This window comes from Psychrobacter nivimaris (genome assembly GCF_043419765.1).
Classification (GTDB): domain Bacteria; phylum Pseudomonadota; class Gammaproteobacteria; order Pseudomonadales; family Moraxellaceae; genus Psychrobacter.
Genome location: NZ_JBHOFX010000003.1, coordinates 434,557 through 458,100, shown reverse-complemented (window position 1 = coordinate 458,100; position 23,544 = coordinate 434,557). Strand labels below are relative to the sequence as shown.

The window sequence follows — 23,544 nt, the reverse complement described above, 5'->3', positions numbered from 1 at the left end:
ATATCGATACTATTCAGTATAAATATGAATGGTACTGACATAGGGACTATAGCCACTATAGTATTAGTATCGAACTTATTGAGGCCCTTTATGAGCAATCCGCAGCAACCTGTTTTGACTACTCTAAATATCGCTACACGTCAAAGTCCTTTAGCCTTATGGCAGGCCGAGCATATTCGTGATCGTTTATTGGCGTTGTATCCTAATCTGACGATTAATTTACTAAAAATTGTTACTAAGGGTGACAAGATTTTGGACACACCTTTGGCCAAAATCGGTGGCAAAGGATTGTTTGTAAAAGAGCTTGAACAAGCGCTGTATGAAAAACAAGCCGATATTGCAGTGCACTCGCTAAAAGATGTTCCGATGCAGCTTCCTGAAGGCCTAACATTAGGTGTCTATTGCAAACGCGCCTCACCAACAGATGCCTTTGTCTCAAACACTTATAATAGTATCGACGAGTTACCACAGGGTGCGGTCGTTGGGACGTCAAGTTTACGTCGTCAATGCCAGATCAAAGCCTATCGACCTGACCTGCAAATCAAAACCTTGCGCGGCAACGTCGGCACTCGTCTAGGTAAGTTAGATGCTGGCGAGTATGATGCCATTATTTTAGCGACCAGCGGATTGCAGCGTATTGAACTGGACGAGAGAATACGCGGTGAGCTTGATATCGCGGCTTGCTTACCTGCCGTTGGACAAGGCGCTTTGGCGATCGAATGCCGTGAAGGCGATGAAGAAGTCCTCAAATTACTTGCACCACTCAATGATGATAAAGCCCGTATTCGACTTATCGCTGAGCGTGCTCTGAACCGTCATCTAGAGGGCGGTTGCCAAGTACCGATCGCCGCTTATGCAGTTTTGCAGACAGCTGAAGAAACCAGTGTTAATAATGATAACAATGGTGATAATGGCAATAACGATAGTGGGAATGTGCTGTGGCTACGCGGTCGAGTAGGTCAAGCCGATGGTAGCGAATTGTTGAAGGCAGACAAACGAGCTACGTTGGTTGGGACACAAGCCGAGCAAGAAGCCCAAGCCAACCAACTAGGTATCGATGTCGCAGAAATGCTACTTGCCGATGGCGCAGGCGCTATTTTGTCAGCGATCTATCAGCCTGAGTAGTACAAGTACAGTCGCTATAGGTTTGATTAACCGTAAGATAGGCTGATCTAAGCATCAGCCATTTTTGTATACTTAAGCCTTTTTCACTCGTTTTTTGTCATGGTATACCTATGTCATCAATGCCAACTCAATCTACATACACAACTTCTCATAAAAATTATTCTAATGAGAAGTCAAAAGTAATGCCGCAAATTGTCATTAATACTCGCCCAGTAGAGCGAGCAGCACCGTTGACGCAGCATTTGCAAGCGGCAGGATTGGTAGTGATTGAGATGCCAATGTTGACGCTACAACCACGTCTAACAACTGATCTAGATATTGCATTAATGCATCAGTGGATGGCGGGGGAGTACAAAGCGCTTGTTATCGTCAGTCCAACTGCAGCGGCTTCGGGGCTAGCCGCTTGGCAGTCACTTGACCATAAAAAGTGTGAATACAAAACGAAAGATAGTAATGGCAACTATGCGCAGAGATTGTCAGAAGGTTTGTCACTACCTAGTCCTCTGGTTGCGGTTGGTGAAGCAACGGCAGCAGAGTTCAGTCAGGTGCGTATAGATACAACAAACTATCAAATACTTCAGCCTGAGACGGCCAATAATGAAGGCATGCTAGCAATGCCTGAAATCGATAGCTTACAAGCAGGCGATAAATTGCTGATATGGCGCGGGCTTGGTGGACGTCGATTATTGGTTGATACATTACAGGCGCGCGGTGTACATATCGATAGTATTGCTTGGTACGAGCGTACAATGCCTATCGATGCAATGGCTCAGTACCAGCAGTGGCAACAAGCGTTTCTTACTCGTAGTACTGCGTCATCACAGCAGTCAAAGCCAATTGTCGTGATCAGCAGTGCGGCAGCTTTTGAGCATTGGTCAAATATCGTCAATGACGAGCAACTGAAGACGTTAGACAAAGAGCAAAATTCTGATGCAGTGGCTAATACAACACAACGTCTATCGTTTACGTTAAAAGATTTTTCCTACGTTGTGTTGGGTGAGCGTCTTGCCAATATGGTTGCAGCACAGCAGTTGAGCTACTGGCGAGTAGAGGATTTATCGCCAGATACGATTCTCTCCGCCATTCATTCTAAAATATAATACCTTAAATTTCTCATTTGCTTTAAACATGTTTATCTATACCAATAACGGTACTGCCTTATGTCAATGAATTCTGAGTCCTTATCTAAGGATCCTTCTACTGTTCAGCAGCGCCGGCAAGCAAATATTTTGCTGCTACGGATGCAATGGCTGGTTATCTTATTACTGATCGCTGCATTATTGTGGCTATATATTAGTCAGCAGCGCTTTCAGCATAGTGTCAACGATCGTTTGCAGAGCAATGAGCAAGTAATCAGTCGATTAAACGAAATGGATGATCGTCTATTTGCCATGAGTCAGCAGACGCTACCGGAGCCTAGGGTAAAGGCCAGTAGCCAAGCTCAGAATCAGTTGGACCTGTTGCGTATCCAAATCAAAGCTGCTGATAGACTGTTGGCGGATAGTAATGACAGTGCGGCGATTGAGTTATTGCGAGGTCTACATTGGCAGTTGTCGCAGAGCAGTAATGAGATTGCGCCTGCGCTCACTATCGTTATCAAGCAAAGTTTGCTCAAAGATATTGAGCGTCTGCAGGCACAAAGCTCACAGCCAAGCCCATGGCAAATACAAAATCTTGCGATTCAAAATATTCAGGAATTTTTGCACAGTCATGAGCGTCTTGGTAGCTACGAAGGTACGGATCTACAGCGTCGAGAGCTGGTAGATGCAGCTATTGAAAATAAACAGCAGCCTAAAGCAATCAATGCTGCTGATAATTCAGCGGCTAGTGATACAAATTTAACGCGTCGTCAGCTCACTATCCATGAAGTCATCATGACGTTGAATCTAGCAAGCCAAGCAAGCAATATGCGTAAGCAAGATCAACTTGTCAGCTATTTGACTCAAGCACGTAAACAGTTAAAAACGTTGGTGCCTAAGGCTTCAACTAGCGATAATAAAAATTCAGCACAAGCTGGCGCGATTGGCATTGTACAAGCTGATAAAAAACCAATCGATGGTCAAAGTAATCTTGAGACAATGAAAGCACCGAGTGACATACCAGAAGTAATTGTATGGCTAAATCAGTTGATTGCTCATGCACCCAAACCAACGCCATTATTGACGACAGAAATTTTGGATAAGCCGCAACGCTAACGGAAGCTAGTCACAATAGTTAATACAGAAAATACAAAACGTAAGGTAAGCAATGACCCATTTTAATGAAAGCTCAACATATATATCTGATGCAGCAAACGAACACCGCCCTGAGTTATTAGCTCATTATCCTGTTATTCATCATCAGCCTATACAGTGGGGTGAGATGGATGCCTTCAATCATTTGAACAATGTGGTTTACTATCGTTACGCTGAGTCAGCACGCATTAGTTATTTGCATGCGCTAGGTATGTTTGATGGCAGTATGGTCACGGTCTTGGCACAATCGAGCTGCCAGTATTTACGCCCAGTCACCTATCCAGACACTTTATTATTAGGCGTCCGCTGCAAGCGTTTAGGCAATACCAGCATGGCGATGGAGTATAGTTACTATAGTACCGCGCAAGAAACAATCGTTGCTACGGCAGAGGCAGTCGTCGTACGTCTTGATAGTGATGGGAAAGGTAAATTGCCATGGACAACAGAGGAGCGTCAGCGACTACTAGCACTGGAAGCAAAATTTGGTCATACGCCTGAGTGTTAAGCTGATTTCTATATGAAGTGATTATCAGGTTTTTTAGAGAAACCCTTGTGTGTTGAAAGTCGATAGTTAAAAACAAAAAAGGCACGCTAATATTACGCTAGCGTGCCTTTTTTATCATTGATTTTTCACTCAATGGTGCAAACAGATATTAGTCTTGCTGCGGTGCATGAACAAAATCAACCACGTTTAGATCAAAACCTGACAATGCAAAAAACTTCATTGGCGATGACAATAAGCGCATATCACGGACACCTAAATGACGTAATATCTGTGCACCAACACCGATACTACGATATGGCTGTTGCGTAATGGTTGATTGAGACTCGTTGTCTGCGGCTTTGTCCAGCGCATCACCCAAATCAACTGGCTGATTGCTACCAATCCATACCAACACACCGCGATCTGAAGCACTGATTTCTTCTAGTGCTGACTGTACGCTCCAGCCACTACGGCCAGTCATATCGTTTTTAGCCGCAAACAAATCACGTAATGGGTGGAAACCGTGTACACGTACAGTGCTGACGCCTTCGCTGACATTACCTTTTACCAAGGCTAAATGTGTTTCTTCAGCGCCAAACTCACGGAAGCGATGTAGCGTAAAAGTACCATGTTCAGTTTCAAATGGATGTGACTCAATCTCTTCTACCGTCTGCTCATTAGCGATACGATAATTGATAAGGTCAGCAATGGTGCCTATCTTGATGTCATGCTCTTTTGCAAATATTTCAAGGTCGTCACGGCGCGCCATCGTACCATCTGCATTGATAATCTCTACAATCACCGCTGCAGGCTCTAGACCCGCTAAACGTGCTAAATCACAACCTGCTTCTGTATGGCCTGCACGGTGAAGAACACCGCCGTTTTGTGCCATAATTGGAAAAATATGTCCAGGCTGAACGATGTCTTCAGGCTTTGCTGACGAAGATACCGCCGCCTGAATAGTACGTGCACGATCACTAGCAGAAATACCGGTGGTGACGCCTTCAGCCGCTTCAATAGATACAGTAAAGTTGGTGCTAAACTTCGCTTCGTTACGATCTGACATCAGTGGCAGTGCTAATTGCTGGCAACGTGCTTGTGATAAGGTCAAACAAACCAAGCCACGCGCGTGAGTAATCATAAAGTTAATATCTTCAGGGCGGACATGCGTCGCTGCCATGATGATGTCACCTTCGTTTTCGCGGTCTTCATCATCCATCAAGATGACCATTTTTCCAGCACGAATGTCTTCGATAATCTCAGGGATTGCATTTAAACTCATAGTAAATCTCAATATTTTATTATTTATAAATAGGTGTCATTTAGAATATAAGGCTCTATCTGCTTATTGTAGCAGTAGATAATACAAAGCGCTGTTACGGTCAAGCAAAGCGCTACTACGGTCAAGTAAGTCGCGCTATAAGCAATATAATTTGATATAAAAGTGACTCGCTTAATTGCTTGTATATATCATTATGAGGTTATTTTAACGCTTTTCAGCGTCACGTGCTGCGCCATCTTCCCACTATATCGTTCAGTATGTCAAAAATAGTCATAAATATTATCAATGAGCATTAAAACTGACTCATAAATCTAGGCGCCATCTTTTTTATTAATCTATATCGCAGTTAATCATTGCTCGCAGCTTGGCTTTTTAGCCAGTCCATAAATTGCTTACTGTGCTGCTCACGCTGATTATCTGCAAACTCGTAGAAACTGGTACCAACCAAATTATCTGGTAAGTAGCTTTGTGGATAGTAATGGTTGGGATAATCATGCGGGTAAGCATAACCTTGACCGTAGCCTTGACTACGCATCAGTTTGGTCACGCCATTGCGCAAATGTAGCGGTACAGGTGAGGCATCTTTTTCAGCCAACGCCATCGCAGCATTGATCGCTTTATAAGTGCTATTGCTTTTGGCACTGGTCGCTAGATACACCACAACTTGCCCTAAAATAATGCGCGCTTCTGGCATACCAATAGATTGCACACTACGCAATGCTGCATCAGCTAGGAGTAGGGCGTTAGGATTGGCATTACCGATATCTTCACTGGCCAAAATCACCAAGCGCCGCGCAATAAAATCTGCAGGCTCACCGCCTACCAGCATACGTGCCATCCAATACAATGCCGCATCCGGATCTGAGCCACGGACTGACTTTATCATCGCTGAGATAATATCGTAATGCTGCTCACCATCTTTGTCATATCTTACCAAAGCAGTCTGTGCCACTCGGCTGACCAATTCATCATCAACAATCACTGGCGACTGCTTGGCATCAGCGGTCTGAATGGCTAACTCTAATAAGTTTAGCGCTTTTCGAGCATCACCGTGAGCCAGCTGACTAATGGTATCTTTTGCTTGTAAATCGACGGTCAACCTTTTGAGTATATTGTCTTCCGAAAGGGCTCGTTGCAGCACGGCACTTATCTGCTCAGGTGTTAACGGCTCTAAACGATATACTTGGCAACGTGATAGTAGAGCGTTATTGACACTAAATGATGGGTTTTCAGTGGTAGCACCAATCAAAGTAATATCACCAGACTCTACTGCGCCCAAAAGTGCATCTTGCTGTGCTTTATTAAAGCGATGAATCTCATCAATGAAGACCACAGGTGATTCAAATACCAATGAATCTTTATTATCTAAGACTTCACGTAATTGTTTGACACCAGTATTTAAAGCAGAAAGCGCATGAAAAGGTCGACTAACGGCATCGGCTAACAACATTGCAATGGTTGTTTTGCCAATACCTGCTTCACCGTGCAGGATAATAGATGGCAGATGCCCTTGATCTACTAAACGTCGTAACGGCGCACCAGCTGCTAGCAAGTGCTCTTGACCAATGATTTCGGTAAGAGAAGTAGGGCGCATACGCTGAGCAAGTGGGGTATCGGCGTGGAAGTTAGGTGGCATAAGACTCTCGATCGGAAAATAAAAAACTATCTACTAGCTGCAAAGGTAGTAACGGCAAAGCCTCCATAGTTAAATCCAAATAACAGCATACTAGGCTACCTTTATCATTTTAATGAGGTTTCAACACTCATATACGTTTGGCATGATTTTCGCAGCAATTTTATAATAGTAATGAGTATTAGACATCAGCAGTAGAAGTAGGCTAGTTTATAAGGATGGTACTTGTTATAAGTCATACGTGCTAGGTTAGCGCAAAAATATGTTAATGAAAGCTAACTAAGCGTATAGCTTGTGTCCCGAGTACTTTAGTTTTCATCATTCATCTATATTAACGGCTCTACTATTAACAGTTCTACCGTATCGATGGGAAAAGTTGGCTAATTGCGACTATTAACTATTAACTATTAACTATTAAAAACTAAAAATGGCTTATCAAATATAAGGTATTGCATTAACGATGTCTGAACTGACTCTTAAACGCTTATTCAATCGCTACTTGCGTAGTGATACAGGCAAGCAGCAATCACGTTATCTGACAGCTGGCGAGATAGCGTTGGCGTATTCAGTATTTGGTGACAGCATCAAACTTGATGAAGTGCAGTTAAAGACAGCGTGGTGGGTACTAAAACATTATGCCGTCAGCCCTAATGGCAATATTTACTTTAATTCAGTTGATTGGATTACGGATTTTAGCGAAGCTCCACTGAGCAAACAAAGCTGGCTTATACATGAGCTAACGCACGTATGGCAGCTACAGCAAGGCTTAAAGGTTGTACGCGGAGCAATCATCAACCGAAAATATGACTACGTGTTAGAAACAGGTAAATCGTTCTTTAAGTATGGTATTGAACAGCAGGCACGCATGGTACAAGACTATTTTGTCCGTCGTCAGCGTGGTCAGAATTGCCAAGAGTGGGAAGCTTGTATTCCATTTTTGACAGAGCAGCCTATTGTTAAGGCAGAAAATACTGATGATCTATCAGTTATTTAGTTTTTAAAAATAACAGTAAGCTTGACTGTGATAAGCATAACCGAGCTATAGAACGATTGAGCTATATAGTAATTGATATACGGGTCAGTCGGATAAATACTGGATGACTATATTGGACGATTTAACAGTTAATTGTATCGCTAAAAATCAAAGAATAATGAACCGTAATTGTAACTTACCCTTTAATAATTTTGCTTTACCAAAGGATATGCACTCTCATGTTTAAATTTTTGTCAGTAAAGCCTAATGTTGATACTCGTTATCCACCGACCTTGCTTGTAGCCGCACTGTCAGGAGTATTGTTTTTGACAGGCTGTCAGCAGTCTGACACATCACCTGTAGCTGATGACAGTCAAACCAGTGAAAAAACAAGCGTAGAAGACAGTCAGCCTATGCCAAAAAGTGACTCAGCTGCTGCGCGTATAAAACAATTTCAGCCGATATATGTTGCACAGGCGCAGAGTTTACAGAGACGATTGCAAGCAGAATATGAGTCATTGCAAGCGGCAGATGCATCAGACAGTGAGGAGCTTTTATTACTGAATACTAATAATAGTGAAAATACAGATAGTAATAACGAAGTACCGACCGATAATACCGCTCCTAACGCAAATACTACCGCTACCAGTTCTGAAGAAGTGGTGTCATCGAATATCGATATCGCCCCGATAAACAGCAATCCAAATGTAGATGCAGAGGTTGATGTCAATACTAGCACTGAAGTTGGTGAGCGTGACTTAACGGTTTTAAAACGTATCAGTCTTGAGCCGCGTAAACCTGTTATGTTGACCGAGGACCAAATTATAGAACGCTATCAGCAAACCATGAATGCCTTATATCAACCAGTGACAACACCGCTGAGCGCAGAGGATTCTGATACATTAATCAATATGGCGACCTTGGTTCCTCAGTTATTTGAGCATGCAGAGATTGCTGGCAGAGTAAGTGCAAAAAGTCCGGCGCTTGCCCGTTTGATTATTCAGCATCAGGTATGGGAACAAATAGAAGCTCAGCAAGTGGTTGATATGCAGCAAATGAAACAGAAGCAGCAACAAGAGTTCGAAGCTTTAATGGCTAAATTTAATGAAACTATTGAAGGATACGATGAGCAGATTGCCAAATATGAGCAAACGTTAAAAGAGTTTCAGTAACTGACTATATCTTTATGAATTGATTTAGTTAGTCATTTCTCATAAAACAATCAATATCAAATAACGAGAGTTAAGACAATAAAAAATCCCGTACGATGGCGGGATTTTTTATTGGATAACGATTATTTTTGCTTACTTGCGATCTTCAACTTTTACAAAATCACGGCGCGTTTCACCAGTGTATAACTGACGTGGACGACCGATTTTGAACGGTGCACTGTGCATTTCTAACCAATGGCTGATCCAACCTGAAGTACGAGCCAATGCAAAGATTACGGTAAACATTGACGTTGGGATACCAATGGCTTTCAAGATGATACCAGAGTAGAAATCAACGTTTGGATATAGGTTACGCTCGATGAAGAACGGGTCTTCTAGCGCAATTTTCTCTAGTGCCATTGCCAATTCAAGCTTAGGATCGTTGATACCAAGTGCTTCTAGTACTTCATCACAAGTCTCTTTCATTACTTGAGCGCGTGGATCGAAGTTTTTGTAAACACGGTGACCAAAGCCCATTAGCTTCACTTCACGGCTCTTCACTTTTTCCATGAATTCAGGCACGTTCTCAACAGTACCGATTTCGTCTAACATCTCAAGAACAGCTTCGTTCGCGCCGCCATGTGATGGTCCCCATAGGGCTGCGATACCAGCAGCGATACACGCATAAGGGTTTGCGCCAGTAGAACCAGCTAAACGTACCGTTGACGTAGAAGCGTTTTGCTCATGGTCAGCGTGCAAGGTAAAGATTTTGTCCATTGCGCGAGTGATAACGTCGTTTTTCTCGTAGTCTACGTCAGCAGGCGTTGCAAACATCATGTATAAGAAGTTTTCTGCGTAATTAAAGTCGTTACGCGGATACATGAACGGTTCGCCTTGTGAGTATTTATAACTCATCGCAGCAAGCGTAGGCATCTTAGCAATCAAGCGAATAGCTGTGATTTCGCGATGTTCTTCATTGCTCACGTCTAGGTCTTCATGATAGAACGCTGATAAAGCACCAACAACACCAACCATGATAGCCATTGGATGCGCGTCACGGCGGAAGCCTTCAAAGAACTTACGCAATTGATCATGAACAGGAGTATGCTCGCGGATTTTTTCAAAAAATTCTGCTTTTTGCTCAGCAGTAGGTAGGTCACCATGTAAAAGTGCATAAGCAACTTCTAGGTATTCAGCATTGTTCGCTAGCTCGTCGATAGGGTAGCCGCGGTGTAATAACTCGCCTTTGCCACCATCAATATAAGTAATCTTTGATTCAACAGGAGCAGTTACTTTAAAACCAGGGTCATAAGACCAAAATCCTGATTCTTGTAAAGCAGCAATATCGATAACTGGGCGCCCTAAAGTACCTTTAATAATAGGAAGTTCGTATTCTTCACCATTCACGGTTAGTTTGGCATTAGTATCAGCCATAAATTGCTCTCCATTGGTTTGACTTGTTAGAATAAATTACTACAGACGCATACCCTCGCGTCATTGTCGGTTGAACGGTAAAAGTGCATTCAACTCATTTAGTACGCAGGGTATATTAGCAGCAATTCTTGATGATTTGAAAAAACTTTTATGGACCATGTGTCCAATTGGCGCGGTGTGGCGGTAGTTATTCGCTGTAATTTTTGTATCAAAATATGTCTGTCAGGTTATTTTGCTTAAAATTCCTCTGTTTTTGAGAAAGTTTATAGCAGCATTATCGAGCCAATATTTTGGGTTTCTAAATATATCTTAGAGACAAAACTCATAAATAATGACACCAAAAACTGGCAGACTATGCCTAGTAAGCGGATTAAAGTTTGTCATAATAATCACTGTTAAAACCAGTATCACTCTTATCCATTCATTTATTGATTAAATATGTATATATTCTTACTGAATGGATAAATTTGTAATTATTGCTCAGGCATTTTATAATTGTAGGAATTAACTGGCACTAGCTTTGCGCGAATTAATAAATGACCATGTTATAGTGTCGTTCAGAGCGTCTTCTATTCATGCTTATTTACGATTGTCTGGTGTTACGATAGACCAAACAGCATTCTATGGTTTGAACTTTCTTCTTAACCAATCTTTTTTATTTGTTTAGCACAAGATTTCAAGTGCCTAATATAAGGTCTGCTCTGATATAGAAGACATAGTAACGTTGTCTTACTATTCATACGACCTCTAAAATAGACTGGTTAGTCGATGTTACTCATGTTTATTTTCTTTGTTGTATAATAGATAGGTTGTTTGATAGGCCTGTCGATTCGACAAGCGACATTGAACAGTCTATCAATACCTTTATATACATGATCCTTTCTTCATATTTAGCGCAAACTAAACGAAGTCAGCTAGCTCTTCCTTACTTTATTCGTCTCGTGTGTTGCTCAATGCTCAATTGGCACTATTTATGTCAGGCGTTGATAGCAGATACAGGAGTATAACCGCAAAAGGATGCCCGCTGTGAAAAGCAACCGACCTATTGATCTGCCTTTAAGCCAAGTGATTAGCGTTAATCGCTCACCGATCGCGATCGCCTCTATCTTGCATCGTATCTCTGGCATTATTTTATTTTTATTGATTCCTGTCATGTTATGGATACTACAGAACTCATTGGCATCGCCTGAGAGTTTTGCGACCGTATTTGACAATGTACTTGTGCGCTTTTTGGCATGGATATTTGTTGCCGCCATTGCATATCATTTTGTAATGGGTATCAAACATTTATTTGCTGATATGGGCATGAACGAAGAGCTAAAATCTGGCCGCACTGCCTCTATGGTCAGTTTTGTGATTGCAGCGATTTTAGTTGTCGCGTCATTTGTATGGGTGATGTTCTAATGATAAAAAATGATTCAGGAATCAAAAGTGCTACTGGTCTGACAGGTTCAGGCTCACGTGATTGGATTATTCAGCGTATTAGTGCTGTTGTTTTAGCCGTTTATAGTGTGGTTTTGCTGGGCTTCTTTTTGACCCGTGGCGATGTCACTTTCGTTGAATGGTCATCATTTATGACCAGCCTACCGATGCGTCTATTCAGCTTGGTTGCAGTACTTGCACTAGCCGGTCATGCTTGGGTTGGGATGTGGACAGTATTTACTGACTATATTACAACAGGCAAACTGGGCTCAAGCGCAGCAGGTTTACGTTTAGTACTACAGTCATTGATGATTATCGCTATTTTAGTATTTCTATTTTGGGGCATCATGATTTTTTGGGGTAACGGTTTCGGTATCGCTGCCGTTTAACCATCTCATAAAAAGCTCTGATATCTATATATAACGACGGATGCATCCAACTGCTACATTGGTTGGCAAAGTATTTTAGAGTCATCCGTTGATAGCCAAGAATAGTCATAGCATTGGACTAGCATTACTGATCAGCTAATCTGATTATAGTTGAGTAGGCTTAGTTCAGTATAACGATAGATATGCAAATTAAGTGGTTAATGATTATTGAGAGTCTTTATTTTATAAGCGTATGAAATGGCCAAATAGTAAGCCTTTATAGCTGTAATAGAGATGTCTTAAACAGTCTTTGATTTACTTTTACGCATTAACAGGCATTAGGAAAACCGTAATGGCAACTAGACAAGACAATACCATTAGTAATATTAAGACCTTAAACTACGATGCAGTTATCGTTGGTGGCGGCGGCTCAGGTATGCGTGCTTCATTGCATTTAGCGGAAGCAGGCATGAAGGTTGCAGTCCTTACCAAAGTATTCCCAACGCGTTCGCACACGGTTGCCGCTCAGGGTGGTATCGGTGCAAGTTTGGGCAACATGAGCAATGACAACTGGCACTTTCACTTTTATGATACCGTTAAAGGATCAGATTGGTTAGGTGACCAGGACGCTATCGAATATATGTGCCGTGAAGCGCCAAAAGTAGTCTATGAGCTTGAGCACATGGGCATGCCGTTTGACCGTAACGAAGATGGTACGATCTATCAGCGTCCGTTCGGTGGTCATACGTCTAACTATGGCGAAAAAGCAGTACAACGTGCTTGTGCCGCTGCTGACCGTACAGGTCACGCACTATTACATACGCTATATCAGAAAAACCTAGAGCAGGGCACTGAGTTCTTTATCGAGTGGATCGCCCTTGACTTGATCAAAGACGAAGCTGGTAACATCAACGGTGTCGTCGCGCTTGAGCAAGAGACGGGTACGATTGCAGTATTCCAGTCACCAATTACTGTCCTAGCGACAGGTGGTGCTGGTCGTATCTTCGCAGCTTCTACCAATGCTTATATCAATACTGGTGACGGTATTGGCATGGCAGTACGTGCTGGTATTCCATTGCAAGACATGGAGTTCTGGCAATTCCACCCAACTGGTGTCCATGGTGCAGGTGTACTATTGACTGAAGGTTGCCGTGGTGAAGGTGCTATCTTGCGTAACAAAGATGGCGAAGCATTCATGGAGCGTTATGCACCAACCGTGAAAGACTTGGCACCACGTGATCTTGTATCGCGCTCAATGGACCAAGAAATCAAAGAAGGCCGTGGTTGTGGTCCTAATGCTGATCATATCGTAATGGATATGACACATCTAGGTGTTGAAACCATCATGAAGCGTCTACCATCAGTATTTGAGATTGGTAAAAACTTCGCCAACGTTGACATCACTAAAGAGCCAATTCCAGTAATCCCAACCATTCACTACATGATGGGCGGTATTCCAACCACTATTCATGGTCAAGTAATTGTACCGGATCTAGAAGCAGGTACTGATGAAGACGGCCTATATGCTAAAGGCAATGTGGTTAAAGGTCTTTATGCAATCGGCGAGTGTGCTTGTGTAAGTGTACATGGTGCTAACCGTCTAGGTACGAACTCTCTACTAGATCTATTGGTATTTGGCCGTGCAGCTGGTAAGCATATCGTTGATGAATTCCATCATGCAGATCATAACTATAAGCCACTTGACCCACGCGTACTTGACTTCACAGTGAAGCGTTTAGACAAGTTGCAACAGTCTACTGAAGGCTACAACGCGCAAGACGTGGCTGATGAGATTCGTGCTACGATGCAAAAACACGCTAGTGTATTCCGTACGCAAGCGATGATGGACGAAGGCGTTGAGAAAATTTTAGCGCTAGGTGAAAAGATCGACAAGATCCATCTTGGCGATAAATCACAAGTGTTCAACACAGCACGTATTGAAGCATTCGAAGTTGCTAACTTGTATGAAGTAGCAAAAGCGACAATGATATCTGCAGCGAAGCGTCATGAAAGCCGCGGCGCGCACAGTGTATCCGATTATGATCGTCCAGAAGATGATGATTACGCACCTAACGGCCGTAATGACCACGATTGGATGAAGCATACTTTATGGTACTCTGAAGGCAATCGCATCATTTATAAGCCAGTACGTAAAGTGCCATTAACCGTTGATTATATCGAACCAAAAGTTCGCGTCTACTAATTCTAGACTGCATACTTTATATATAGTTGATAGATAACAGCAGTGTTAACGTTTTATCCCTTATTAATTTATTAAAAAGGTGACCGCCAGCTACATGCTCATGCCAGCGCTACGACGCTATTAATTGGTATCCGATACTGGTTATCAGTACTGATTAATAGCAAGCGCAAATATGTTGCAATCTTTGTATGCCCGCCATCACCTACGTGTGGAGTTTAGCATTATGAGCCGAGGTACTCGCACCATCGAAATCTATCGCTACGATCCAGATCTGGACGCAGCGCCACGCATGCAAACTTATACGATTGAGCTACTTGATTCAGATCGTATGTTGCTTGACGTATTATTACGCCTAAAGAAAGAAGATGAAACGCTTACTTTCCGTCGCTCTTGCCGTGAAGGTATTTGTGGCTCTGACGGCATGAACATCAACGGTAAGAACGGTTTGGCGTGTTTAATCAACATGAACACGCTACCAGAAAAAGTAACGGTTCGTCCGCTACCTGGTTTACCAGTGGTTCGTGACTTGGTTGTCGATATGAACCAGTTCTATGAGCAGTATGAAAAAGTACATCCATACTTAATTAATGATCAGCCAGCACCGCCAACTGAGCGTTTACAGTCACCTGAACAGCGTGAAAAACTGAACGGTCTATACGAATGTATTCTATGTGCTTGTTGTTCAACCAGTTGCCCATCTTTCTGGTGGAACCCTGATAAGTTCCTAGGTCCATCAGCATTACTGCATGCTTATCGCTTCGTTGCTGATAGCCGTGACGGTGATACTCAGGCACGTTTAGCCCGCTTAGACGATCCGTTTAGCTTGTTTCGTTGCCGCGGTATCATGAACTGTGTATCAGTTTGTCCAAAAGGATTGAATCCAACCAAAGCGATCGGTCATCTACGTAATATGTTGATTGATCAAGCTGGTTAAGCATAAGTAATTGATCTTTATAGTTACTATACGAAAAACACCACCTATTCATTAGGTGGTGTTTTTGTTAGTTAAAAAGCTGATATATAGATTTACTACTTTGTATAGCTAACTTGTCATCTAAAAAAATATAGTGAATTTAGCCTATTGAAAAATAGGTATTAAATGATTCAAGAGTAAAACTATATGGTCAATACGTTGGTTGTATGTAAGAAGAAATAATATATAGACAATCACCCTATATAATCGAATATAGACATAGTCGAATTTTGGTATAATTGTATTTGGTATTTAATGAGATGATCAAAGCGTCTTTTTTAGCGCTTAATACATGTCGTTTGAATACATTATGACATTATCAAGCTAAAATACTATGCGCACAATGATTATGCGTTTATAATTGATGATAGATATTCATTACATAAATACCTAGTATTGAACAAACAAACTATGTCGCAAAAAATGGGCATGATAATCTATACAGCAATGTATGTCTGTCTGAAAAGGCAGGGTTTATCAGCAAATTTAGGGTAATTCAGCATCAATAACCAGTTTATAGGTTAGCTGAAAATATAATTGTCTATTAATAGCTTATCATTAATGGATTGGTTATGACTCAAAGAAGTATATATAAATTAATGTTGTGAAACGAGCTAGATGAGAAAACTGAGCGTTCACAAATAGTTTTATTTTTAGACGGGTATTGCAATAAGACTTGTTACCACTATTTAGCATCACTTGCTCTTGTAGACAATGACAGCAATATTCTATGGTGATGGCAATACTTAGGGATAAAAGTGTTTTATCGAATAGTATTTAACAGGATATGACACATTGTCTAACTACCTGAGCATACAACGACTGACACAATAATAAGCACGATTCCATTCATTTATCTATCAAATAGACGATTATTATGAATAGTATAACCAAAGAAAAATCTGGCCAAGTACATACCGAACTGGCTGCCGATAACGCCAACTATATAGAAGCTCTCTACGAGCAATACCTAACAGACCCTGATAGTGTTGATACTGACTGGCAAACGTACTTTGAACAGTATAAGTCGCAGAACGATGCTCAGCACAATGCTATCAAAGATCAGTTCTTACTACTTGCTCGTAATCAAACGGCAAATAAGAGTAGCAATACTGATACCGACTCTAGCAGCTCTGCCAACTGTGATCCTAAGCAGATGGGCGTACAGCAACTAATCTCAGCATATCGTCGTCGCGGTCATCGCCGTGCCAAACTTGATCCTTTAGATTTGCATCCACGTGCAGAAGTAGAAGATTTGACGCTTGCTTATCATAATTTGTCAGAAGCTGATCTTGATACCGTATTTCCAACCAATGATTTAGTTATTGGTAAAGATGAAGCGACATTGCGCGAAATCATCGAAATCATGGAACGTGTTTACTGTGGTCATATCGGTGTCGAGTACATGCATGTTACCACCAGTACAGAAAAACGCTGGATGGAAGAATACCTAGAGACCAATCTAGGTTATATCAAATTCGATAAAGAAAAACGTTTATCTATTCTTGAGCGCTTAACCGCTGCCGAAGGTCTAGAAAAATACCTTGCTCGTAAATATACAGGTGTTAAGCGTTTTGGTTTGGAAGGTGGCGAGAGCTTCATTCCTGCTATCAATGAAATCATTCAACGTGCTGGTGGATATGGCACAAAAGAAATGGTCATTGGTATGGCTCACCGTGGCCGCCTAAACCTACTAGTCAACATCTTAGGTAAAAACCCTGCAGACTTATTTGATGAGTTTGATGGTAAAGTACAGCCAGAAAAAGGCTCAGGTGATGTTAAATACCACAATGGTTTCTCATCTAATGTGATGACACCAGGTGGCGAAGCGCATTTGGCTTTAGCATTTAACCCATCGCACCTTGAAATTGTCGCGCCAGTACTACAAGGTTCAGTACGTGCCCGTCAAGTACGTCGTAACGATCAGCCACTACTAGATAATACTGGTGGTAATTCAGTATTACCTATCGTGATTCATGGTGATGCTGCTTTCGCTGGTCAAGGTGTGGTTCAAGAAACTTTCCAAATGTCACAGACCCGTGCTTATACCACTGGCGGTACTGTGCATATCGTGATTAATAACCAAGTTGGCTTTACTACTAGTCGTCAAGAAGATGTTCGTTCAACTGAATATTGTACTGACGTTGCCAAGATGGTTCATGCTCCTATCCTACATGTAAACGGTGATGATCCTGAAGCAGTCGTATTTGCCGCTCAGTTAGCATTAGATTATCGTCATAAGTTTGACAAAGACATCATCATCGATTTGTTCTGCTATCGCCGTAATGGCCATAATGAAGCAGATGAGCCATCTGCGACTCAGCCATTAATGTATGCTGTTATTAAGAAGCTTCCGACTACTCGTACTCTCTATGCGCAAAAGCTTATCGCAGAAGGTATCTTGAATGCTGAAGAAGAGAAACAGTACGAAGATGATTATCGTGAGTCGTTAGACCGTGGTGATTATGTTGTCAGCTCATTGGTTCAAGAGCCTAACGAGCAGCTGTTTGTAGATTGGAAACCTTATCTAGGTCATGACTTGGTTGATGACTGGGATACCAGTGTTGATATCGAAAAGCTCAAAGGTTATGGTCGCCGTATGGCCGAAATGCCAGAAGGCTACAAGTTACAACGTCAGGTTCAAAAAGTCGTTGAGCAGCGTCTAGCGATGCAAACGGGCGAAGAGCCTCTTAACTGGGGTGCAGCTGAGACATTGGCTTATGCATCATTGGTTGATAACGATGGCGTACTAGTACGTATTACTGGTGAAGATGTTGGCCGTGGTACTTTCTCACACCGTCACAGCGAAATATACAATGTCAATGATGGCAGTATGTATGTACCATTATCTCATTTAAGTGAGAACCAAGCACGCTTTGCTACTTACAACTCATTGTTGTCAGAAGAAGCGGTACTAGCCTTTGAATATGGTTACGCGACCACCGTACCGAACGCATTGATCGTTTGGGAAGCACAGTTTGGTGATTTCGTTAACGGTGCTCAGGTTGTGATTGACCAGTTCATCTCAAGCGGCGAAACCAAGTGGCAGCGTGTTTGTGGTTTGACAATGTTGTTACCACATGGTTTCGAAGGTCAAGGCCCTGAGCATTCATCTGCACGTCTAGAGCGCTTCTTACAGCTATGTGCTGAAGACAATATGCAGGTCATTACCCCAACGACTCCTGCGCAAATTTATCATGCATTACGTCGTCAGGCTGTACGTCCTATTCGTAAGCCACTGATCGTTATGTCACCAAAGAGCTTATTACGTCATAAGCTAGCGACTTCTAATCTAGAAGAGCTTGCTAATGGTAAGTTTGAGACGGTATTGCCAGAGATGGACGATCACAACGCAGATAAAGTGACTCGTATGGTTCTGTGTGGTGGCAAGGTTTATTATGACTTGTTAGAGCAGCGCCGCGCATTAGGTCTTGATCATGTGGCTATCGTTCGTATTGAACAGTTGTATCCATTGCCAGAGACTCGCTTAATCGCTGAAATCGAAAAGTACAGCAACCTAACTGAAATCGTATGGACGCAAGAAGAACCATTGAACCAAGGCGCTTGGTACTATTTAGCACCGCATATGTTCCGTATTGTCGTACCGCATCCAACTAAAGCAAAAGTCATGGAGCCAGTAGCGCGTCCTCCTAGTGCAGCCCCTGCAACAGGATCACCGAAACTACACGCTCAACAACAGCAAGCACTCATTGCTGGTGGCCTTGGCATAAGTGTTGATGAATTAGCTCAGTAACACCTTGTCTAATCAAAAGATTATAGAAGATAAATGAATCAGGCGATGACAGTTAGTGTTTTTTAATAAAATATAAGCAAAGTTATTAGAAAATTACTGACTGCCTATCACGACTTAATAATAAGTATGAATATCCAAATCTAAGGAGTATATCGATGGCTGACATCAAAGCCCCCGTTTTTCCAGAATCGGTTGCCGATGGCACAATCGTTGAGTGGCATGTCACTGAAGGTCAACAAGTTAATCGTGATGACCTATTGGCTGAAATTGAAACTGATAAAGTTGTATTAGAAGTTGTGGCACCTGATGATGGTGTATTGACCAAAATCGTAAAGCAAGTTGACGATACTGTATTGTCTGATGAGCTTATCGCTCAGTTTGAAGCCGGTGCAAGTGCTGGTGCTAGCGCAGAAGAAGCGCCAGCAGTAGATCCAGACCAACCAGCTGCGCCAGTTCAAGCAAAACAAGCTGCTGATGGTGGCGAGCCTGTTCAAGCAACAGATAAGAAAGGCGAAGCTGATCATAAAGATCAAAGCCCAGCAGTTCGTAAAGCAGCAAAAGAGTCAGGCGTAGATCCTAAAGAAGTTGAAGGTAGTGGCCGCGGTGGTCGTGTAACCAAAACTGATATGGCTAATCCAACATTGAAATCAGACAGCAGCATCAAGTCTGATAGCGGCCGTCCTGTTGCTGAATCAATGGGCGAGCGTACTGAAAAACGTGTTCCAATGACTCGTCTTCGTAAGCGTGTTGCTGAGCGTCTACTATCAGCATCACAAGATACAGCGATGTTGACGACGTTTAACGAAGTGAACATGAAGCCATTGATGGACATGCGCGCTAAGTACAAAGAGAAGTTTGAAAAACGTCATGGCGTGCGTTTAGGCTTTATGTCGTTATTCGTAAAAGCAGCGACAGAAGCACTGAAACGCTTCCCAGCAGTAAACGCTTCACTAGATGGCGATGACATTGTTTATCATGGTTTTTATGATATCGGTGTAGCAGTATCTTCAGATCGTGGTTTGGTTGTTCCAGTACTACGTGATACTGATCGCATGAGCATGGCTGATGTTGAAAGCACAATCCGTGAATTTGGCGGTAAAGCACAGCAAGGTAAGCTTGGTCTAGAAGACATGACTGGCGGTACGTTCACTATCTCTAACGGTGGTGTATTTGGTTCATTAATGTCAACACCTATCTTGAACCCACCACAAACTGCTATCCTAGGTATGCACGCTATCAATGACCGTCCAATGGCTGTCGATGGTAAAGTTGAAATCTTACCAATGATGTACCTAGCGCTATCTTATGACCATCGTATGATCGATGGTAAAGAAGCAGTACAGTTCTTGGTAACTATCAAAGAGTTGGTCGAAGACCCTGCAATGCTACTACTAGACCTGTAAGCTTTTAAGCTTGTATTGGCAACCGCTGATACAAGCTTTTTAACTTTGGTATAGATAATGATTTTTATTACTCAGCGATCGTTTGATGCGCTGATAACTGTATTCAAATGAATTTAACAATGGTGACTTGCTATTGATAAGTGAGTCTATCTCACTGACATAGTGTATTAACTATTAAGTGTAGATAACGCTGATCTATCAGCGAGATAACAACCAGTTTAAATGACACATACAATTAAAAATAGGAACGTACTATGAAAGACAATTATGATTTAGTCGTCATCGGCGGCGGTCCTGGTGGTTACGAAGCAGCTATTCGTGCAGGCCAGCTCGGTATGAGCGTTGCTTGTATCGAAAAGCGCGTTTATAAAGGCGAGCCAGCACTTGGTGGTACTTGCTTAAACGTTGGTTGTATCCCATCAAAAGCCCTACTTGACAGCTCACATCGTTACGAAGCTACTAAGCATGACCTTGACGAGCACGGTATCAGTACTGGTGACGTTGCTATCAATATCGAAAAAATGATAGAGCGTAAAGAAGGTATTGTTAAACAGTTGACTGGTGGTGTTGCCGCGTTGCTAAAAGGCAATGGTGTTGACTGGCTACAAGGCTGGGGTACTTTAGTTGACGGTAAAGGTGCTGACAAAAAAGTTAAATTTACTGCTCTAGAAGACGAAAGCGAAACGACGATCACTGCTAAGAATGTCATTCTTGCGGCAGGTTCTGTGCCTATCGAGATTCCTGTTGCCAAAACTGACGGTGACCGTATTGTTGATTCAACTGGCGCACTTGATTTCACTGAAGTACCTAAGCGTTTAGGCGTTATCGGTGCTGGTGTTATCGGTCTTGAGCTTGGTTCAGTATGGCGTCGTTTAGGTGCAGAAGTAGTCGTATATGAAGCACTTCCTAGTTTCTTAGCTGCTGCTGACAAAGACATCTCAAAAGAAGCTGGCAAAATGCTGAAAAAGCAAGGTCTTGATATCCGTGTCGATACCAAAGTAACCAATGCTGAAGTACAAGGTGACCAAGTTGTTGTCACTAGCGAAAGCAAAGGTGAATCTTCTGAAGAGAGCTTCGACAAGCTGATCGTTTGTGTTGGTCGTCGTGCTTATTCTGAAAAGCTACTTGGCGATGATAGCGGTATCACGTTGACTGAACGTGGTCTTATCGATGTCAATGACCAGTGCAAAACCAATCTTGATGGCGTTTATGCTATCGGTGATTTGGTCCGTGGTCCTATGCTTGCGCATAAAGCTATGGAAGAAGGCATGATGGCTGTTGAGCGTATTCATGGCGAAAAACCTCAAGTTAACTATGACACTATCATCAATGTCATTTATACTCACCCAGAAATCGCATGGGTAGGTTTGACTGAGCAAGAAGCCGAAGAAGCTGGCTATGAAGTTAAAACAGGTTCTTTCAACCTAGCTGCTAACGGTCGTGCATTAGCGCAAAGTGAAGCGCAAGGTTCTGTAAAAGTAGTTGCTGATGCGAAGACAGATCGTCTATTAGGTATGCATGCTATCGCTGCTGGTGCTGGCGATATCGTTCATCAAGGTATGATCGCGATGGAATTTGTTTCTAGTATTGAAGACTTGCAGTTGATGACATTTGCTCATCCAACTATTTCAGAAGCAGTGCATGAAGCTGCTCTATCTGCAGATGGCCGTGCTATCCACGCCATCCAGCGCAAAAAACGTAAGAAATAAGTAGTTGCTCGTTTAGTTATTATCGATTTACAACCTGATTGGGGTATCGCTATTTTGGTGATGCCACAATCATGAGTGCGTCAGACGTATGATTAATATGTACATGTGCGCACTTGATTTCACTTTTTATTAATTGTAAAAAATAAAGGATACAATCAATGAATTTACATGAGTATCAAGCAAAAGAGCTATTAAAAAGCTACGGTTTGCCAATTCAAGAAGGCATCATCGCTCATAACGGCGAAGAAGCTGCTGCAGCTTTTGATAAAACCCCAACTGATATTGCGGTGATTAAAGCGCAAGTACATGCTGGTGGTCGCGGTAAAGCTGGTGGTGTAAAGCTAGTTAAAACTCGTGAAGAAGCTAAGCAAGTTGCTGAAGAACTGATCGGTACTAACCTAGTAACGTTCCAAACTGATGCTGATGGCCAGCCAGTAAACTTTGTATTGGTTGCAGAAGATATGTATCCAGTACAAACTGAGCTATACCTTGGCGCAGTCGTAGATCGTGCAACTCGTCGTGTAACTTTCATGGCATCTACCGAAGGTGGTGTAGATATCGAAGAAGTAGCACACAGCACTCCAGAAAAAATCTTCAAAGTAAATGTTGATCCTTTAGTTGGTTTAATGCCTTTCCAAGCGCGCGACGTTGCGTTCAAACTTGGTCTAGAAGGTAAGCAAATCAACCAGTTCGTTAAATTGATGACTGGCGCTTATAAAGCATTCGTCGAAAACGATTTTGCTCTAATGGAAATCAACCCATTAGCTGTTCGTGAAAATGGCGAAATCGTTTGTGTTGATGGCAAAATCGGTATCGACTCAAACGCACTATATCGTCTGCCAAAAATCGCAGCGCTACAAGACAAGACTCAAGAAAATGAGCGTGAGCTTAAAGCTGCTGAATTTGACCTAAACTATGTTGCTCTAGAAGGTAACATCGGTTGTATGGTTAACGGTGCTGGTCTTGCAATGGCGACCATGGACATCATCAAATTGTATGGCGGCAAGCCTGCTAACTTCTTGGACGTTGGCGGCGGCGCAACTAAAGATCGCGTTGTTGAAGCGTTCAAAATCATCCTAGAAGACAGCAGTGTTGAAGGCGTTCTAATCAACATCTTCGGCGGTATCGTACGTTGTGACATGATTGCAGAAGCTATTATCGCTGCTATCAAAGAAGTTGACGTACAAGTACCAGTTGTTGTTCGTTTAGAAGGTAACAACGCTGAGTTAGGCGCGCAAATCCTAGAAGAGTCTGGTTTGAAATTGATTTCAGCTCAAGGTTTATCTGACGCGGCTCAAAAAATTGTCGATGCTGTTAAAGCGTAAGTCTTTAAATATAAGTGTTTAGAGATAGACGCTTAAGCATAGTAGTCAAATCGTAATAGTGGTTTTCATAA

At 42.3% G+C, this 23,544-nt stretch carries 17 protein-coding genes; 14 read left to right on the top strand and 3 right to left on the bottom strand.

What is annotated here, in order from left to right:
- The first annotated feature begins 90 nt into the window (after window positions 1-90).
- The 4 genes from hemC (at window position 91) to ACHEVO_RS08640 (ending at window position 3,864) form a co-directional block, all read left to right on the top strand.
- The gene (gene hemC, locus ACHEVO_RS08655; RefSeq protein WP_394124633.1) at window positions 91-1,125 is read left to right on the top strand and encodes a hydroxymethylbilane synthase; all 1,035 of its coding nucleotides are present in this window, start codon (window positions 91-93) and stop codon (window positions 1,123-1,125) included.
- A 110-nt stretch (window positions 1,126-1,235) separates the two neighbouring features.
- Window positions 1,236-2,225 carry a uroporphyrinogen-III synthase gene (locus ACHEVO_RS08650; RefSeq protein WP_296209004.1) on the top strand — a complete coding sequence of 330 codons (990 nt, stop codon included), beginning with the start codon at window positions 1,236-1,238 and terminating at the stop codon, window positions 2,223-2,225.
- Between the two features lie 60 nt (window positions 2,226-2,285).
- Complete coding sequence (locus tag ACHEVO_RS08645) at window positions 2,286-3,320, top strand: hypothetical protein (protein WP_394124632.1); 1,035 nt, start codon at window positions 2,286-2,288, stop codon at window positions 3,318-3,320.
- A 52-nt stretch (window positions 3,321-3,372) separates the two neighbouring features.
- The gene (locus ACHEVO_RS08640; RefSeq protein ID WP_394124631.1) at window positions 3,373-3,864 is read left to right on the top strand and encodes an acyl-CoA thioesterase; all 492 of its coding nucleotides are present in this window, start codon (window positions 3,373-3,375) and stop codon (window positions 3,862-3,864) included.
- A 148-nt stretch (window positions 3,865-4,012) separates the two neighbouring features.
- Here the strand turns inward: ACHEVO_RS08640 and ribBA are convergent, their stop codons facing one another.
- Together ribBA and ACHEVO_RS08630 are read right to left on the bottom strand one after the other, a co-directional pair.
- Window positions 4,013-5,125, bottom strand: a complete 1,113-nt coding sequence (gene ribBA, locus ACHEVO_RS08635) for a bifunctional 3,4-dihydroxy-2-butanone-4-phosphate synthase/GTP cyclohydrolase II (RefSeq protein WP_394124630.1) — start codon at window positions 5,123-5,125, stop codon at window positions 4,013-4,015.
- Between the two features lie 346 nt (window positions 5,126-5,471).
- Window positions 5,472-6,761, bottom strand: coding sequence for a replication-associated recombination protein A (locus tag ACHEVO_RS08630; RefSeq protein WP_394124629.1), 1,290 nt, complete (start codon window positions 6,759-6,761; stop codon window positions 5,472-5,474).
- Window positions 6,762-7,218: 457 nt separating this feature from the next.
- Between ACHEVO_RS08630 and ACHEVO_RS08625 the strand changes: the two genes are divergently transcribed.
- Window positions 7,219-7,752 (top strand): type IV secretion protein Rhs, encoded by a 534-nt coding sequence (locus tag ACHEVO_RS08625; protein WP_394124628.1) that lies wholly within the window; start codon window positions 7,219-7,221, stop codon window positions 7,750-7,752.
- Between the two features lie 218 nt (window positions 7,753-7,970).
- Window positions 7,971-8,903 carry a hypothetical protein gene (locus tag ACHEVO_RS08620; RefSeq protein ID WP_394124627.1) on the top strand — a complete coding sequence of 311 codons (933 nt, stop codon included), beginning with the start codon at window positions 7,971-7,973 and terminating at the stop codon, window positions 8,901-8,903.
- A gap of 132 nt (window positions 8,904-9,035) precedes the next feature.
- On the opposite strand, the gene gltA is transcribed toward ACHEVO_RS08620, so the two are convergent.
- Window positions 9,036-10,316 (bottom strand): citrate synthase, encoded by a 1,281-nt coding sequence (gene gltA, locus ACHEVO_RS08615; protein WP_057757851.1) that lies wholly within the window; start codon window positions 10,314-10,316, stop codon window positions 9,036-9,038.
- Window positions 10,317-11,333: 1,017 nt separating this feature from the next.
- On the opposite strand from gltA, the gene sdhC reads away from it, so the two are divergent.
- From sdhC to sucC, 8 genes are all read left to right on the top strand, one after another.
- Window positions 11,334-11,720 (top strand): succinate dehydrogenase, cytochrome b556 subunit, encoded by a 387-nt coding sequence (gene sdhC, locus ACHEVO_RS08610; protein WP_082624524.1) that lies wholly within the window; start codon window positions 11,334-11,336, stop codon window positions 11,718-11,720.
- Window positions 11,721-11,740: 20 nt separating this feature from the next.
- Window positions 11,741-12,127, top strand: coding sequence for a succinate dehydrogenase, hydrophobic membrane anchor protein (gene sdhD, locus ACHEVO_RS08605; RefSeq protein WP_394124739.1), 387 nt, complete (start codon window positions 11,741-11,743; stop codon window positions 12,125-12,127).
- 331 nt (window positions 12,128-12,458) lie between these two features.
- On the top strand, window positions 12,459-14,309 hold the full coding sequence (gene sdhA / locus ACHEVO_RS08600) for a succinate dehydrogenase flavoprotein subunit (RefSeq protein ID WP_057757857.1): 1,851 nt from the start codon (window positions 12,459-12,461) through the stop codon (window positions 14,307-14,309).
- A 223-nt stretch (window positions 14,310-14,532) separates the two neighbouring features.
- Complete coding sequence (locus ACHEVO_RS08595) at window positions 14,533-15,243, top strand: succinate dehydrogenase iron-sulfur subunit (RefSeq protein WP_055123743.1); 711 nt, start codon at window positions 14,533-14,535, stop codon at window positions 15,241-15,243.
- A 916-nt stretch (window positions 15,244-16,159) separates the two neighbouring features.
- Entirely contained in the window at window positions 16,160-19,036 is a 2,877-nt protein-coding gene (locus tag ACHEVO_RS08590) for a 2-oxoglutarate dehydrogenase E1 component (RefSeq protein ID WP_394124626.1), read from the top strand.
- Between the two features lie 155 nt (window positions 19,037-19,191).
- Window positions 19,192-20,439, top strand: coding sequence for a 2-oxoglutarate dehydrogenase complex dihydrolipoyllysine-residue succinyltransferase (gene odhB / locus ACHEVO_RS08585; protein ID WP_101204629.1), 1,248 nt, complete (start codon window positions 19,192-19,194; stop codon window positions 20,437-20,439).
- 254 nt (window positions 20,440-20,693) lie between these two features.
- Window positions 20,694-22,148, top strand: a complete 1,455-nt coding sequence (gene lpdA, locus ACHEVO_RS08580; protein ID WP_201547476.1) for a dihydrolipoyl dehydrogenase — start codon at window positions 20,694-20,696, stop codon at window positions 22,146-22,148.
- Window positions 22,149-22,306: 158 nt separating this feature from the next.
- Complete coding sequence (gene sucC / locus ACHEVO_RS08575; protein WP_057757869.1) at window positions 22,307-23,473, top strand: ADP-forming succinate--CoA ligase subunit beta; 1,167 nt, start codon at window positions 22,307-22,309, stop codon at window positions 23,471-23,473.
- The last annotated feature ends 71 nt before the right edge of the window (window positions 23,474-23,544 follow it).

Bases quoted from the DNA above. Each gene is read 5' to 3' on its own strand.
- ACHEVO_RS08625 (WP_394124628.1), top strand. From the start codon at position 7,219: ATGTCTGAACTGACTCTTAAACGCTTATTCAATCGCTACTTGCGTAGT.
- ACHEVO_RS08630 (WP_394124629.1), bottom strand. From the start codon at position 6,761: ATGCCACCTAACTTCCACGCCGATACCCCACTTGCTCAGCGTATGCGC.
- lpdA (WP_201547476.1), top strand. From the start codon at position 20,694: ATGAAAGACAATTATGATTTAGTCGTCATCGGCGGCGGTCCTGGTGGT.
- gltA (WP_057757851.1), bottom strand. From the start codon at position 10,316: ATGGCTGATACTAATGCCAAACTAACCGTGAATGGTGAAGAATACGAA.
- sucC (WP_057757869.1), top strand. From the start codon at position 22,307: ATGAATTTACATGAGTATCAAGCAAAAGAGCTATTAAAAAGCTACGGT.
- odhB (WP_101204629.1), top strand. From the start codon at position 19,192: ATGGCTGACATCAAAGCCCCCGTTTTTCCAGAATCGGTTGCCGATGGC.
- ACHEVO_RS08650 (WP_296209004.1), top strand. From the start codon at position 1,236: ATGTCATCAATGCCAACTCAATCTACATACACAACTTCTCATAAAAAT.
- ribBA (WP_394124630.1), bottom strand. From the start codon at position 5,125: ATGAGTTTAAATGCAATCCCTGAGATTATCGAAGACATTCGTGCTGGA.
- sdhA (WP_057757857.1), top strand. From the start codon at position 12,459: ATGGCAACTAGACAAGACAATACCATTAGTAATATTAAGACCTTAAAC.
- ACHEVO_RS08595 (WP_055123743.1), top strand. From the start codon at position 14,533: ATGAGCCGAGGTACTCGCACCATCGAAATCTATCGCTACGATCCAGAT.
- ACHEVO_RS08590 (WP_394124626.1), top strand. From the start codon at position 16,160: ATGAATAGTATAACCAAAGAAAAATCTGGCCAAGTACATACCGAACTG.
- ACHEVO_RS08640 (WP_394124631.1), top strand. From the start codon at position 3,373: ATGACCCATTTTAATGAAAGCTCAACATATATATCTGATGCAGCAAAC.
- ACHEVO_RS08645 (WP_394124632.1), top strand. From the start codon at position 2,286: ATGTCAATGAATTCTGAGTCCTTATCTAAGGATCCTTCTACTGTTCAG.
- ACHEVO_RS08620 (WP_394124627.1), top strand. From the start codon at position 7,971: ATGTTTAAATTTTTGTCAGTAAAGCCTAATGTTGATACTCGTTATCCA.
- hemC (WP_394124633.1), top strand. From the start codon at position 91: ATGAGCAATCCGCAGCAACCTGTTTTGACTACTCTAAATATCGCTACA.
- sdhC (WP_082624524.1), top strand. From the start codon at position 11,334: ATGCCCGCTGTGAAAAGCAACCGACCTATTGATCTGCCTTTAAGCCAA.